At 36.1% G+C, this 13849-nt stretch carries 15 protein-coding genes and 1 tRNA gene; 8 read left to right on the top strand and 8 right to left on the bottom strand.

What is annotated here, in order from left to right:
* Positions 1-54 precede the first annotated feature (54 nt).
* The gene (locus tag EKM01_RS09285; RefSeq protein ID WP_126768014.1) at positions 55-1923 is read left to right on the top strand and encodes a peptidase M61; all 1869 of its coding nucleotides are present in this window, start codon (positions 55-57) and stop codon (positions 1921-1923) included.
* 213 nt (positions 1924-2136) lie between these two features.
* Positions 2137-2847 carry a DUF4369 domain-containing protein gene (locus EKM01_RS09290; protein WP_126768017.1) on the top strand — a complete coding sequence of 237 codons (711 nt, stop codon included), beginning with the start codon at positions 2137-2139 and terminating at the stop codon, positions 2845-2847.
* Between the two features lie 188 nt (positions 2848-3035).
* Here EKM01_RS09290 and EKM01_RS09295 read toward each other — a convergent pair whose 3' ends face one another.
* The 7 genes from EKM01_RS09295 to idi form a co-directional block, all read right to left on the bottom strand.
* Positions 3036-3500, bottom strand: a complete 465-nt coding sequence (locus EKM01_RS09295) for a hypothetical protein (RefSeq protein ID WP_126768019.1) — start codon at positions 3498-3500, stop codon at positions 3036-3038.
* Between the two features lie 129 nt (positions 3501-3629).
* Positions 3630-3703: transfer RNA gene (locus EKM01_RS09300), tRNA-Thr, on the bottom strand.
* A gap of 78 nt (positions 3704-3781) precedes the next feature.
* A complete protein-coding gene (locus EKM01_RS09305) occupies positions 3782-4048 on the bottom strand; it encodes a hypothetical protein (RefSeq protein WP_126453511.1) in 267 nt (88 codons plus the stop codon).
* A 68-nt stretch (positions 4049-4116) separates the two neighbouring features.
* Entirely contained in the window at positions 4117-5079 is a 963-nt protein-coding gene (locus EKM01_RS09310; protein ID WP_126563833.1) for a type I phosphomannose isomerase catalytic subunit, read from the bottom strand.
* A gap of 148 nt (positions 5080-5227) precedes the next feature.
* The gene (locus tag EKM01_RS09315; RefSeq protein ID WP_126562251.1) at positions 5228-5683 is read right to left on the bottom strand and encodes a peroxiredoxin; all 456 of its coding nucleotides are present in this window, start codon (positions 5681-5683) and stop codon (positions 5228-5230) included.
* On the bottom strand, positions 5683-6093 hold the full coding sequence (locus EKM01_RS09320) for a 6-carboxytetrahydropterin synthase (RefSeq protein ID WP_126555142.1): 411 nt from the start codon (positions 6091-6093) through the stop codon (positions 5683-5685). The genes EKM01_RS09315 and EKM01_RS09320 overlap by 1 nt, the downstream gene beginning before the upstream one ends.
* Positions 6094-6105: 12 nt before the next feature.
* A complete protein-coding gene (idi, locus tag EKM01_RS09325) occupies positions 6106-6666 on the bottom strand; it encodes an isopentenyl-diphosphate Delta-isomerase (RefSeq protein ID WP_126768022.1) in 561 nt (186 codons plus the stop codon).
* A gap of 289 nt (positions 6667-6955) precedes the next feature.
* On the opposite strand from idi, the gene msrB reads away from it, so the two are divergent.
* The 5 genes from msrB (at position 6956) to EKM01_RS09345 (ending at position 11375) form a co-directional block, all read left to right on the top strand.
* A complete protein-coding gene (gene msrB / locus EKM01_RS09330; protein WP_126568738.1) occupies positions 6956-7516 on the top strand; it encodes a peptide-methionine (R)-S-oxide reductase MsrB in 561 nt (186 codons plus the stop codon).
* A 1-nt stretch (position 7517) separates the two neighbouring features.
* Complete coding sequence (gene msrA, locus EKM01_RS09335) at positions 7518-8132, top strand: peptide-methionine (S)-S-oxide reductase MsrA (RefSeq protein ID WP_126555148.1); 615 nt, start codon at positions 7518-7520, stop codon at positions 8130-8132.
* A gap of 211 nt (positions 8133-8343) precedes the next feature.
* Entirely contained in the window at positions 8344-9651 is a 1308-nt protein-coding gene (locus EKM01_RS09340; RefSeq protein WP_126462070.1) for an amidohydrolase, read from the top strand.
* Between the two features lie 250 nt (positions 9652-9901).
* Positions 9902-10066 (top strand): hypothetical protein, encoded by a 165-nt coding sequence (locus EKM01_RS14585; protein ID WP_156063255.1) that lies wholly within the window; start codon positions 9902-9904, stop codon positions 10064-10066.
* Between the two features lie 220 nt (positions 10067-10286).
* Positions 10287-11375, top strand: coding sequence for a glycoside hydrolase family 130 protein (locus EKM01_RS09345; RefSeq protein WP_126462068.1), 1089 nt, complete (start codon positions 10287-10289; stop codon positions 11373-11375).
* 307 nt (positions 11376-11682) lie between these two features.
* Here EKM01_RS09345 and EKM01_RS09350 read toward each other — a convergent pair whose 3' ends face one another.
* Positions 11683-13248, bottom strand: coding sequence for an NAD(P)/FAD-dependent oxidoreductase (locus tag EKM01_RS09350; RefSeq protein ID WP_126555154.1), 1566 nt, complete (start codon positions 13246-13248; stop codon positions 11683-11685).
* 213 nt (positions 13249-13461) lie between these two features.
* Between EKM01_RS09350 and EKM01_RS09355 the strand changes: the two genes are divergently transcribed.
* Positions 13462-13701 (top strand): hypothetical protein, encoded by a 240-nt coding sequence (locus EKM01_RS09355; protein ID WP_126462062.1) that lies wholly within the window; start codon positions 13462-13464, stop codon positions 13699-13701.
* Positions 13702-13849: the final 148 nt, after the last annotated feature.

The following is a 13849-nucleotide window of genomic DNA, read 5'->3' on the forward strand; positions in this document are numbered from 1 at the left end:
GGGCAACAATTCCCTCTTGTAAAAAACCTATACAATAAACAAAAAACAATACAAATGAAAAAAATATTTTTTGCAATAGCATTTGCTACTCTTCTTTGGAGCTGTAAAACTGTTGGCACTTCAGCAAATGTTTCAAAATCAATTACCGATGTAGTACACGTAGCAATCAACTTAAATGATGTTAAAGAGGACAAAGTAATGGTTACGATTACCGCACCAAAAATTAGCACTGATGAAGTCACTTACAGCATTCCTAAAATTGTCCCTGGCACCTACTCTATTGATGATTATGGAAAATACATTGAAGATCTAAAAGCTTTTGACAGTAAGGGCAATATACTTCCGGTTAACAAAACGGATGACAACACCTGGAATATCAAGAATGCCAAAACTGTCACTAAAATAACCTATTGGGTTAACGACACATTTGATACTGAAAAGGGAAGCGGCTTTGGCAAGAATGATGTTTTCTCTCCTGCCGGAACAAATATAGACGCAGGAGTCAATTTCATGCTAAACATGCATGGCTTTGTGGGCTATTTTCAAGACAAAAAAGACCTTGCTTATACAGTAAATATAGCCCATCCGGAAACACTTTGGGGAGCAACTTCCATGACAGATCAAGACGCAAGTACTACAAATGATGTATTTACAACAGCTCGTTATGCTCAATTAGTTGAAAATCCAATTATGTATGCTAAACCGGACTACACTACTTTTACTGTAGACGGTATGGAAATATTGATCAGTGTTTTTTCGCCTACCGGAAAAGTAACTGCTGAAAGTATTACTCCAGAGATGAAAACCATGATGACTGCTCAAAAAACATTTTTAGGAAAAATAAACGCTACCAAAAAATATACCGTCTTGTTGTATTTATCAAGCATGAAAGATACTGATGCAAAGGGATTTGGAGCCTTAGAACACCCTACGGCCACTACAGTGGTTTTACCGGAAATTATGCCAAAAGAAGAATTGGTACAATCAATGAAAGATGTAGTTTCGCATGAATTTTTTCATATCGTAACTCCTTTAACCATTCATTCTAAAGAAATTCACTATTTTGATTACAACACGCCTAAAATGTCAGAACATTTATGGCTGTACGAAGGGGTGACGGAATATTTTGCCAATCTTTTTCAGATTAATCAAGGATTAATTACAGAAGAGGAATTTTATACGCGTATGTCTGAAAAAATTGCACATGCAAATGCAATGAATGACACGATGCCTTTCACAACGATGAGCGCAAATGTGTTGACTGAACCTTACAAAGCCCAATACTTGAACGTATATGAAAAAGGAGCTCTTATTGGAATGTGTCTGGATATCATTATCAGAGAAAAAAGCAACGGAGAAAGAGGAATTCTTGATTTGATGCAAAAGTTATCAAATGAATATGGCGCTTCAAAACCGTTTAATGACAAGGACCTTTTTGCAAAAATAACTTCATTTACCTACCCTGAAGTAGGGACTTTTTTAACAACTTATGTTTCCGGACCAACACCAATACCGTATGAAACGTACTTAGCTAAAGTAGGCATCACAAAAGCTATGGCAAAAGTACCTGGTAATGTGTTCTTAAAAGGACAATCCCCGTACATAACCGTGAACCAACAAACAAAGGAAATTATCGTAATTCCAACTATAGAACTAAACGATTTTTATACCACTTTAGAGCTAAAAGGAGGCGACATCATCATCTCTATAAATGAAAAACCTTATTCATTAGACAATATTTATGAAATGATTGCTGAAAGTCAAAACTGGAAAGAGAACGATACAATCACAATTAAGATAAAACGGGATGGAAAAGAACAAATAATCAAAGGAAAAGTTACACTTCCTTACGAAGAAAAAGAAGTTCTTAAAGCCACTGATACGTCCAAAACCGTTTTAAAAGAAGCCTGGTTAAAAGCTTAAATTGATAATTTAATGAGGAACATCTCAATTTAGAAATAAATTGGGATTTTTTTTGATAAATTTGAATGTGTTAGCAAAATCATTCCAACAATTTTCTTTATTTTGCGCCAAAATCTAAACACTAATCAAATCGCCAGGATTCTATCCCGAGATATCAGGACAAATCATAAAAAATGACGATGCCATGTCCTAAAAAACAAATTTTAACTTCACATGAAAAAAACTATTCTAGCATTTATCACTTTAATCCTTTTATCGTCCTGTAATAAGGGGGAACCTGGAGGGAATGTACACATTACCGGAAATATTAAAGGATTAAAAAAAGGAACTTTATACATCCAAAGAGTCGTTGATACAATGCTGGTTGCAATTGACACGATTCATATTGACGGAAGCGCCGTTTTTGAAAGTCACTTAGATCTAAAATCACCTGAAATGCTATACTTGTTTCTAGACAGAGGCGTGAGTAATTCCATGGACAACAACCTGCCTTTCTTTGCTGAGCCGGGAAAAATAACTATTGAAACCAGTTTAGATCGCTACTTATCTGATGCTACAATTACAGGTTCTAAAAACAATGAAATCTTTGAAGAATTTAAAAAAATAAACAGCCGCTTCACCGATGAAAGTCTTACTTTAATAGAAAAAAAATTCAATGCAGTAAAAAGTCAAAACATAAAAACCATTGATAGCATAGGAGCAAAACAGGATTCTAACTTGAAAAGAAAATACTTATTTGCCACAAATTTCGCTCTAAACAACAGAGACTACGAAGTGGCGCCTTATATTGCCTTATCCCAGATTTACGACATCAACATAAAATACTTAGATACGATTCAAAAATCAATGTCTCCTAAAGTGGCAAAATCTCTTTATGGAAAGCAATTAACAGAGTATGTAGCAACAATCAAAAAACAGCAATAATCATACAAATTAAGAGAAGTACTATTAGAACCTCCTCGTATTCTATCCTGAGTAGTATTTTTTCATAATTTATGTTCTAAAAAAAAATGAAACAAAAACCATCTTGTTAAGGCAAGATGGTTTTTTGTTTTATAATTACAGTCCGATTAACATACTGAATAAAAGCAGTTTAAGGACCTAAAAACACACTATAGCGCACTAGAAGTTATTCCAGCAACAATCATTCCTACAAATAGTAAAAGATAAAGAGAGAAAACAACCAGAGTCATAATTCCAATGTATTTATAATGTGACTTTAGGTATTCTAACGAAGTAGTCAAGGCATCTGAATCATTGTTTTGGAATGCTGCTTTGGCATTTGAAGCAAACTTATTCAAGTAATATACCGGAAAAAAATAAAGAATGGCTATCAAAAAGTATACAAAAGCCATTACAAACCCAAAAGAAGATCCCATCATTCCCATAGCAGGATTCACCTTAGCCATAGCAGAGAATAGCGTTCCGGCGAATAAAGCAACAAAAATAATAAACCCAATTCCGATGTAACCAAGAATGGACAAAAAATAGGCCCACTTTGCGGTTTCTTTCAAAAAGCCCTTAGCAGAGGCGCTAAGTTTCATTTCGAAACTTTCAATCACTGAATGCTCTTCCATATGTATTTGTTTTTTTGTTAGAACCCAAATTTAACAAAAAAAATTATGAAAAGCATTAAATAGGAATCAATTGTCATGTCCCCAAAAACAAAAAACCATCCCGCTTAAGACGGAATGGTTTTATCAAAGAGCCGGCGGAGGGACTCGAACCCACGACCTGCTGATTACAAATCAGCTGCTCTAGCCAACTGAGCTACGCTGGCGACTCATTACGGGTGCAAATATAGGTCTGAATTTCTGTTTTCCAAAACAAATTCAAACTTTTTTTGCTTTTTTTTTGACTACAATTCGTTGATTTTAGCAATCAATTGATTAGCAGTTTGTTCCAATTCAACATTAATTTGTTTGAAGTGTGCTTTTTTATTTTCTACTTTTTTAACATTTACCTTTGTGATTAAAGTGTCAAAAGCAGCAATCGCTTCGTCAATTAAAGCATTCGTTTCTGTTGTTGGTTTTCCTGTTGTAGAAATTTCGAACAAGTAAACTGCTTCAATAATATCTCCTAAAACGTAGTTGATGTCTTTTTTTAAATTCTTAATGTTTGCCATTTTTATTTTTTTAAAATTTGAATTTTAATTTGCGTCTGCAAAAGTACACATAATCTTTCTATTACCGACTATGAAATGTAAATTTCTAAAATTGAAGCTTTTCCATTGATAATGAATGCATGCATGGCAGCAGGAATCAAAACGGTATCTCCCTTTTTATATTCTAGTTTTGAATTGTCAAATTCTATTTCAAATGCTCCTTCCACACACATATATACGGTAAAGCTTTCTCCAGATTTAGAAACTGAAATAGCTCCATCTAGCGGGATAAAGTTAGTGGTAAAGTAAGGACAATCAACCACTGGATTAGACTCATTGCTATTCTTAGAGTATTCTTTTTTAGTTTCAACTGTGTTGTAATTGATCGCTTCCAATGCCAAATCCACATGCAATTCTCTGGTATTCCCATTCGTATCTACTCGATCAAAATCATACAATCGATACGTAATATCCGAAGTTTGTTGAATCTCGGCCACCATTAATCCAGCACCAATAGCGTGAACAGTGCCGGTTTCCAGAAAGAAAACATCTCCTGCTTGTACCTTTATATCATCCAGAATAGAGAGCAGGGTTTTATTTTTTAGGTTTTCTAAATAGGCTTCGGGATTCGATTTTTCTTTGAAACCTACAATAATTCGGGCGTCATCATCTGCTTGCATGATATACCACATCTCTGTTTTACCAAAAGAATTGTGGCGTTTTTTTGCTAAGGCATCATTAGGATGTACTTGAATAGACAAATCTTGACGGGCATCTAAATATTTAAAAAGCAACGGAAATTGCTTTCCAAAGCGATTATAAACTGCTGTCCCTAGGATTTTCTCAGGAAACTCATTAATAATATCTGTCAATGCACTGCCTTTCCAATCTCCGTGAGCCACAATACTGACATCTCCTGCTACAGTCGATAACTCCCAACTTTCGCCAATATGCGTTGAGGCAATGGGTTTATTAAGTATTGTTTTTAATTTTTCACCACCCCAGATTCTTTCTTTCAAAATGGGTTTAAACTGTAAGGGATAAAATGTCATGTAACTATTTTTTTTGAGTCCCAAATGTAAACAAATCAATATTGTTTTCCACCAAAATAGGTTTCCATTTACAGGAGTCCGTTAAACTACCGAAAAAAGTATAAATTAATTCCAATCAGAAAGGTAGCAAATCACATCTTGTAATTGATTATACTAATTTTTTAATGGCTTCAAGTGCTTTAGGAATATGTTTTGTTGCCAGAATACTGTCAAAAATCATTTGTACTACTCCGTTTTTATCCGTTACATAAGTCACTCGTCCCGGAAGCAACCCGAACATTCCAGAGGGAACCCCAAAAAGTTTTCTTATTTTTTTATCAGAATCGGACAAGAGAATAAAAGGCAGTTTGAATTGTTTGCTGAATTTTTGATGTGAGGCAACGCTATCGCTGCTAATCCCTATCACTTCTGCACCCAAATCCTTAAAATCTTCGTATTGATCCCTAAAACTACAGGCTTGCGCAGTACATCCAGGCGAATTATCTTTAGGATAAAAATAAATTACAAGCGGTTTTTGGCCTACTACGTTTCTACTGTCAAAATCAGTTCCATTGGTGTCTTTCGCCATGAAATGGGGAATAGTATCTCCTACTTTTAGCTCCATTATTCTCCTTTATAAGTTACAAAATTCCGAGGTGTTTCGTATAAAACCACTTCTAATTTAAACTCTGCCTTGATTCTTTTTCTAATTTTATTCCAAATGACTACTACAATATTTTCAGCTGTTGGATTCAAATCCTGAAACTCCGGAACATCCAAGTTCAGATTTTTATGATCAAACTGATGCTCAACTTCCTCTTTAATAATATCACTCAGAAATTTCACATCCATTACATAACCCGTTTCCGGATCAATTTCCCCAGTCACACTTACTATCAGTTCATAGTTATGCCCGTGGAAATTTGGATTGTTGCACTTGCCAAAAACGGCATCATTTTGTTCAAAAGTCCAATCTTTCCTATGCAATCTGTGAGCCGCATTGAAATGGGCTTTTCGTGAAATAGTCACTTTCATAAAACGTATAAATTAGGGGTTATCTGTGCTCGAGTTCAGAGACAAAGGGCTTTTATGTTCTTCCAAAAAATAATAAAACTCGTCAAAAATTATTTTGAACCAAACGGTGTATAAGGCCGGCTGCAATTCCATATCCATTTTAACATCCTCAATATTCATCCATTTCCAGTCTTCCACTTCCTCCGGATTGATGACCGGTGCGTCGTTATAATAGCCAATCATCACATGATCAAGTTCATGCTCCGTCAAGCCATTATCAAACGGCGCTTTATAAATAAAATGAAAAAGTTCTTTGAGTTCTGTTTTAAAACCCATTTCCTCAAATAGCCTTCGGTTTCCCGCCTGAATATTTGTTTCTCCCTCGCGTTGATGACTGCAACATGTATTAGTCCACAATAACGGGGAATGGTATTTTTCACCTGCCCGCTGCTGCAGCATGATTTCATTCGTACTGTTTAGAACAAAAACTGAAAAGGCACGATGCAGAACTGCTTTTTCATGCGCTTCAAGCTTAGGCATCAGCCCTATCTGCTCATCATTTTCATTAACTAAGATTACATTTTCTTCTAACATGTGGATTTATAATTAGGTCAAAAATACAAAAAAAGAACGGGTATCTGTACCGTTTTTGAATTTGTGAAAAGTTTAACGAGTGTTGAATACCCTAATATTCTAATTTTATATTCTTTGTATTAGTCTTCTAATTTACAATTTAGCGTGGGTAAGACCCGCAAAACTAAAAGGCTATTTTTTTCGTAAATATAGAGGAATCAAAAACTTAAATAAAAGAAAATTCAATTGCAAAGTAGCCGACATTTTAAAATAAAAAGCGCTTTACATTTGTACTGTAAATAAAAAAAAGATGAAAACAAAAAACCAATTCGTAAGTGTATTATTTTTAACCTCTTTATTCATGTTCACTGCCTGTGCACAAACAACAAAGAAACAAGATCCTATAAAAAAAACTGTCACAATGAAAAACACAATTGAAAAACCTGGAAACCCATATTACTCCAATACGGATACTGCAAAACTCAAAGTAAGTAATGCCGAATGGAAAAAAGTTCTACCCGAAGATGTCTATGAAGTAACTCGTAATGCGGATACGGAAAGACCTTTCACAGGAAAATTCTGGAATACAGATGACAAGGGGACTTATTATTGTGCCGCCTGTGGCAACAAATTATTTCGTTCCGGCGCCAAATTTTCCAGCACTTGCGGCTGGCCAAGCTTTTTCGAACAAGACAATAAAAACAGTGTGGTTTATAAAACCGATAATTCACTGGGAATGGAAAGAACTGAAGCGCTCTGCGGAAGATGTGACGGTCACTTAGGTCATCTTTTTGATGACGGGCCGGAACCAACCAAAAAAAGATACTGCATGAATTCAATCGCACTGGACTTTATACCTGATACCAAATAACATGAAAAAATTATTTTTAGTATGTATTTTAACGACCAGTAGCTTGTTTGCGCAAGGTCAAACACCAAAGCAATCCAATCTTGAATCCATTACTTTAGCCGGTGGATGTTACTGGTGTGTTGAGGCCGTTTATGAGAACCTCATTGGAGTACAATCGGTAATCTCAGGATATGCAGGCGGCAAAAACACCAATCCTACCTATGAAGATGTGTCAACTGGAAGATCGGGTTATGCGGAAGTGGTAAAAATTACCTATGACAAAAACGTAACGAATCTAGATGAGATTTTCAAAGTCTTTTTTACGGTACATGACCCAACTACACTTAACCGACAAGGTGCCGATGTAGGAACACAATACCGCTCCGCTATTTTTTATAAAAATGAAACACAAAAAAAATCAGCACAAACGATAATCAACGCAATGAAAAAGGCCAAGATTTATGATAGTCCGGTAGTAACAACACTAGAACCGTTGACTAAATTTTACAAAGCAGAAGATTACCATCAAAATTACTACGCCAACAATAAGAACCAACCCTATTGTCAAATGGTAATTCAACCTAAAATGGAGAAATTCGAAAAGCTTTTTAAAAACCGATTGAAGAAACAAAAATAAAAGAGTAAGAATACCGTCTTGTTTGAAATGACAAGACGGTTTTTTTATATCCTACTCAAAAAAAAGACACTTTACACCCCTATTTAAAATTAATGCCAGACGAAATAATTTTGCTATATTTGTTTCTAACTGACCTTCTTTAGAATCGAAACAGCTGTGTTTTTAACTAAAATAAAGGCTGTTTAGCAACCAAATTTTACACTACCAACTAATGAAAAAAATTATTCTTTTTGCTGGCTTATGCTCCTTCTCCTTTTTTGCTACTGCACAAAATTCCGTTCTTAAAGCCACGGTTGCCCAAAAAGCAGCCTCCTTAGAATCTAAAGTCAGTACCTGGCGGAGAGACTTTCACCAAAACCCTGAATTAGGCAATAGAGAATTTAAAACTGCCGAAAAAATAGCAACACATTTGCGTTCTTTGGGCATGGAAGTACAAACTGGTGTGGCCAAAACTGGCGTGGTAGGAATTTTAAAAGGCGGAAAACCCGGTCCGGTTGTAGCACTTAGGGCAGATATGGATGCCTTGCCTGTAACAGAAAGAGTCGCCATTCCTTTTGCCTCAAAAGCAATGGGAGAATACAACGGTCAGGAAGTAGGTGTCATGCATGCTTGCGGACATGATTCGCATATAGCCATGCTGATGGGAACTGCTGAAATTCTGGCCGCTATCAAAAGTGAATTAAAAGGAACGGTTAAATTCATTTTTCAACCTGCTGAGGAAGGCGCTCCCGATGGTGAAGAAGGTGGAGCTGCACTAATGGTAAAAGAAGGCGTTCTGGAAAATCCAAAAGTAGATGTGATTTTTGGCTTACACATTAGCGCAGACACCGAAGTCGGCAAAATCAATTACCGTCCAAAAGGAGCGATGGCTTCCTCAGACTGGTTCAAGATAAAAATAAAAGGAAAACAATCACACGGAGCCAGCCCATGGCAATCCGTAGATCCTATTGTTGCGGCTTCCCAAATAATATTGGGATTACAAACTATTGTGAGTCGCAATGTAGATTTAACGGAGTCCGCGGCCGTGGTTAGTGTTGGAAAAATTACATCTGGCGTAAGAAGTAATATTATACCGGAAGAACTTGAAATGGCAGGAACGATTCGGACCCTAGACAAACAAGTTCAGGAAATGATCCATAATAGATTGAAACAAATTACCACCAATATTGCAGAAAGTGCCGGAGCTACTGCCGAGGTGATCATCACTAAACAAACCCTGATTACCTATAACGATCCTATATTGACTGAAAAAATGCTCCCTACATTAGAAACTGTAGCGGGGAAAAACAATGTGGTATTGACTCCTGCAGCAACTGGAGCTGAAGATTTTTCGTACTATCAAGACAAAGTTCCCGGACTTTTCTTTTTCCTGGGTGGAATGCCAAAAGGCAAAAATCCTGCCGAAACAGCCTCACATCATACCCCCGATTTTTATATCGACGAGGGTAGTTTTGTATTAGGAATGAAAGCAATGTCCGACCTAACTATAGATTATATGGAAATGAATGCTAAAAAATAAATTAGTACCTGAATAGACAATTTTAAAAAGTTTTTAAAACTACAACCGAAAAGAAATTTTCGGTTTTTTTACACCTTTGTATGATTCAAAAAAATAATATTCAAATAATTTATTTAAAGCAACTTAACCTGTTTTTTTTAACGATTTTTAGTAAATTTATGTCTGCATCTTAAAAGTTGATTCTGTCAAGGAAACACTAAACATATTCAAAAGAAATCTCTAGGAAAATTGCCAACTAAAAAGCTGTAAAATGAAAGCACTTGAAACCTATTTTAAATACCAAAAAGGGCGTAGAACCTCGTCTTATAAAAAACGTCTGACTCCTATACTGTTAAAACTTTCCATGAGTTGCGGGTTGAAATCAAGAAACAGAGAGCTTTATTTGAATTGGTTGCCTTTTGTAACAAAAAAATAAGCCAAACAATTTCATCTTATGAGCATAATACATGTAAAAAAAACATCTTAAAAGCATTAAAATCATAGTAACTTCAAAAAGAGAATTGTTGTTTAATAAAATAGATGCAACTTTACCGTACAAGACTCTTTCACACCTATTGGAGACAAATAAATACTAAATAACGCTAGGAATCATAAACTCCTTCAAGAATACTTAAAACCATATTTATATAACCATTATGAAACTAACCATCATGCTCATATTCGCATTTATCCTACTGAGTTGCGGCGGTAATTCTATCTATAAATCACAAAGTAAAAGTAAGGATTGGGCGATGCTCGACTTTGTAAAAGTAGATAGCCTAAACCCTATTTTAGAACCACAGTTACATCCTGTTTTTCAATCTCCAATAAGCAACAAAAAAGTCCACTGGGAAGAACGAAATGTTCTTAATCCATCCGCTATTGTCAAAGACGGAAAAGTATACCTCATCTACAGAGCGCAAGACAAAGACATGACATCAAGATTAGGCCTAGCTATCAGCGATGATGGACTGCACTTTAAAAAACAACCCACACCAATATTCTATCCGGACAACGACACGATGAAACAATACGAATGGAAAGGAGGTGTTGAAGATCCTAGAATTATAGAAAGCGAGAATGGGACTTACATTATGACTTACACATCCTATGATGGTAAAACTGCGCGTCTTTGTTTAGCCAGTTCAAAAGATTTAAAAACATGGACAAAACACGGTTTAGTATTAAGGGAAGAAAAATACAAAGACTTGTGGTCAAAATCCGGAGCTATAGTTTGCAAATTATACAAAGATAAAATCATAGCTACAAAAATTAAAGGCAAATACTGGATGTATTTTGGGGATACTGATTTGTATATAGCAACCTCTGAAGATCTCATCCATTGGGAAGTAGCCGAAAATAATGAAAATAAAAAAATGATTACTGTTTTACATCCCAGAATGGGGTATTTTGATAGTCGTTTAGTAGAACCCGGTCCTTTTGCATTACTTCAAAAGCAAGGTATCGTGCTGATTTACAACGGAAGTAATGCCGAAAATTATAATGATTCAAGTTTACCTAAATTCACTTATGCAGCAAGCCAGGCGCTATTTGACAAAGAAAAGCCCTATAAATTAATAGACCGAATGGATAGTTATTTCCTTCATCCGGACAAGCCTTATGAAAAAACAGGCGAAGTAAATGAGGTTTGTTTTGTAGAAGGATTAGTTTACTTTAAAAAACAATGGTTCTTGTATTATGGAACGGCTGATTCAAAAATTGCCGTTGCTGTCAAAAACAGATAATACCCATCTTGTTGACATTAATTAATCAACTACTAAACTTCCTAAATAAGCCAAAAATCTGAATATTATATCCCTTTTATTTTGGGGATTAATTCTTTTTTTTTAACTTTTTCAAATTCATTGAAAGTAGAAATAAAGAACGCTATAAAAAACTGGTTAGATTTAGTGGGAAAACTTAAAGTTGGCACGGCTGCAATTCTAAGCATAAGCCACCAATGCCAATTAATAATAATTGATATTGGTGGCAATTAGTGAAGTTTATTTCAAAGCTGGAAAATCTGTAGTAAAACCTAAATTCCTATTCAGATTATTTTTGGTTTAAAATCGCTCCAATCATCAACGCACATTTCTCGCCATCAATAGCGGCAGAAATAATTCCGCCTGCATAACCTGCGCCTTCTCCACAAGGATACAGCCCTTTTATTTGAACATGTTCATAGGTCAAGGGATCTCTGGGAATACGCACCGGGGATGACGTTCTGGATTCTGGCGCATGAAGCACGGCTTCATTAGTCAAATAACCTCGCATTGATTTTCCAAATTCAGTAAATCCTTCCCGTAATATTTGCGTTAAAAAATCGGGGAAAACCTGTCCCATTTCTACCGAAGTAGTTCCGGGAACATACGATGTTTTTGGGATATCCGATGAAACTCGGTTTTGTGTAAAATCAATCATGCGTTGTGCTGGCACTTTTTGGCTTTCGCCAGCTAAATGCCAAGCGCGTTGCTCGATACTTTTTTGGAATTCCATTCCGGCCAAAGCACCAAATTTAGCAAAAGGTTTAAAATCCTCCAGTTGCAATTCGATTACAATTCCCGAATTAGCAGTAGCCTGATCCCTTTTGGATGGGGACCAACCATTAGTAACCACTTCGCCGGGACTCGTGGCGCAAGGAGCAATCACGCCGCCAGGACACATACAAAAGGAATACATTCCCCGGCCTCCTACTTGTTTCACAATAGAATACGGAGCGGGAGGTAAAAACTCCCCACGGTAATCACAACTGTACTGAATGCTGTCAATCAAAGATTGCGGATGTTCTGCCCGCACGCCCAAGGCAAAAGGTTTGGCCTCGATAAAAATCTTTTTTCGGTCTAACAATTCGAAAATATCACGAGCTGAATGTCCCGTAGCCAAAATGAGTTTATTGGCAAGAATGGTGTCGCCGTTTTGAGTAATAACACCCTGAACTTCATTATTTTTTAATAAAATATCGGTCAATCGGGTTTCAAATAAAACCTGTCCACCACATTCGATGATTTTCTCTCGAATGTCCTGAATAATCTGAGGTAATTTATTTGTTCCAATATGCGGATGCGCCTCAATCAGAATATCTTCAGAGGCTCCAAAAGCGACAAACAACTCCAAGACACGCGTTACATCACCTCTTTTTTTAGAACGCGTATACAACTTCCCGTCCGAATAGGTTCCGGCACCGCCTTCGCCAAAACAATAATTGGAATCTTCATTGACGACATGATCGAGATTGATGGCTTTTAAATCTCTTCGTCTGCCCCTAACGTCTTTTCCGCGCTCGATAACTATAGGCCTTAACCCTAACTCGATCAATTGCAAAGCAGCAAAAAGTCCGGCGGGTCCGGCACCAACAACAATTACTTCTTGAGCTGAGGAAACATTTTTATACTCCGGAAGTTGTGTTTTTTGCTCTTGAAAAAGCTCTCCTTTTAAATAAATCACAACTTTAAGATTGATTTTAATGGCTTTTTGGCGGGCATCGATCGACCTCTTTAAAATAGAAACATGCTGAATCTCATTTACAGAAACGGTAATTTGTTTTGATAAATGATTTTTTAGCAACAAATCATTTGCTGCAATTTCCGGGGATACTTGTAATAAGAGTTCTTGAGGCATTTTTTTAGATTATTCGATTTTCAGATTATTTGACTTTTAAAATGTCAAAAATAATCCACGTACAAAAGTAGTATTTTGTACTGACTTCTTCTTGTAGAAAACAGAATCCATTTTCAGTTTTTAAAATTGACTAGTTTTCGAATTAGAGTTTGTAACTTTGGCTGCTAAAACAGTTACCCAGTTAAACCATTAACCGATTAATCTTAGGGAAAAATGTCCAGAAAAATAAAATTAATATGGGATTTCCGTGGGCCAGCTTCCGCAAAAACTGCCGAACACCATGAAATCCATTTGAAAGAATACATTGCTATCGAAAAATTGCCATTGAATATCACTGGATTCGAAATCCAAAGCGAAATGCTTGCCATTGCTTTTATGGTGGTCACCGATGAAAACATGATTCAGGTACGAGATGCTTTGAAACCGCATCGTGGAGAATTATTTACAGTCTAAAGTCATAAAGCCGAAGGTCTAAATGTACAAAAAAATCAAAACAACGGTTGTTATCAAAATTTAAGCCTAATTGCAAATTCCAGTGATATTGACCACCCAATTCCAATTTAAAGTGAGCACCTGATTCCAATTCAAAATGACCACCTAA

Origin of the sequence: Flavobacterium sp. RSP46 (assembly GCF_003984825.1) — a bacterium.
Lineage (GTDB): Bacteria > Bacteroidota > Bacteroidia > Flavobacteriales > Flavobacteriaceae > Flavobacterium.

Bases quoted from the DNA above. Each gene is read 5' to 3' on its own strand.
- EKM01_RS09320 (WP_126555142.1), bottom strand. From the start codon at position 6,093: ATGAAAGTGACTATTTCACGAAAAGCCCATTTCAATGCGGCTCACAGA.
- EKM01_RS14585 (WP_156063255.1), top strand. From the start codon at position 9,902: ATGAAAGCACTTGAAACCTATTTTAAATACCAAAAAGGGCGTAGAACC.
- EKM01_RS09310 (WP_126563833.1), bottom strand. From the start codon at position 5,079: ATGACATTTTATCCCTTACAGTTTAAACCCATTTTGAAAGAAAGAATC.
- EKM01_RS09285 (WP_126768014.1), top strand. From the start codon at position 55: ATGAAAAAAATATTTTTTGCAATAGCATTTGCTACTCTTCTTTGGAGC.
- EKM01_RS09305 (WP_126453511.1), bottom strand. From the start codon at position 4,048: ATGGCAAACATTAAGAATTTAAAAAAAGACATCAACTACGTTTTAGGA.
- idi (WP_126768022.1), bottom strand. From the start codon at position 6,666: ATGTTAGAAGAAAATGTAATCTTAGTTAATGAAAATGATGAGCAGATA.
- msrA (WP_126555148.1), top strand. From the start codon at position 7,518: ATGAAAAAATTATTTTTAGTATGTATTTTAACGACCAGTAGCTTGTTT.
- EKM01_RS09355 (WP_126462062.1), top strand. From the start codon at position 13,462: ATGTCCAGAAAAATAAAATTAATATGGGATTTCCGTGGGCCAGCTTCC.
- EKM01_RS09350 (WP_126555154.1), bottom strand. From the start codon at position 13,248: ATGCCTCAAGAACTCTTATTACAAGTATCCCCGGAAATTGCAGCAAAT.
- msrB (WP_126568738.1), top strand. From the start codon at position 6,956: ATGAAAACAAAAAACCAATTCGTAAGTGTATTATTTTTAACCTCTTTA.
- EKM01_RS09315 (WP_126562251.1), bottom strand. From the start codon at position 5,683: ATGGAGCTAAAAGTAGGAGATACTATTCCCCATTTCATGGCGAAAGAC.
- EKM01_RS09290 (WP_126768017.1), top strand. From the start codon at position 2,137: ATGAAAAAAACTATTCTAGCATTTATCACTTTAATCCTTTTATCGTCC.
- EKM01_RS09340 (WP_126462070.1), top strand. From the start codon at position 8,344: ATGAAAAAAATTATTCTTTTTGCTGGCTTATGCTCCTTCTCCTTTTTT.
- EKM01_RS09345 (WP_126462068.1), top strand. From the start codon at position 10,287: ATGAAACTAACCATCATGCTCATATTCGCATTTATCCTACTGAGTTGC.
- EKM01_RS09295 (WP_126768019.1), bottom strand. From the start codon at position 3,500: ATGGAAGAGCATTCAGTGATTGAAAGTTTCGAAATGAAACTTAGCGCC.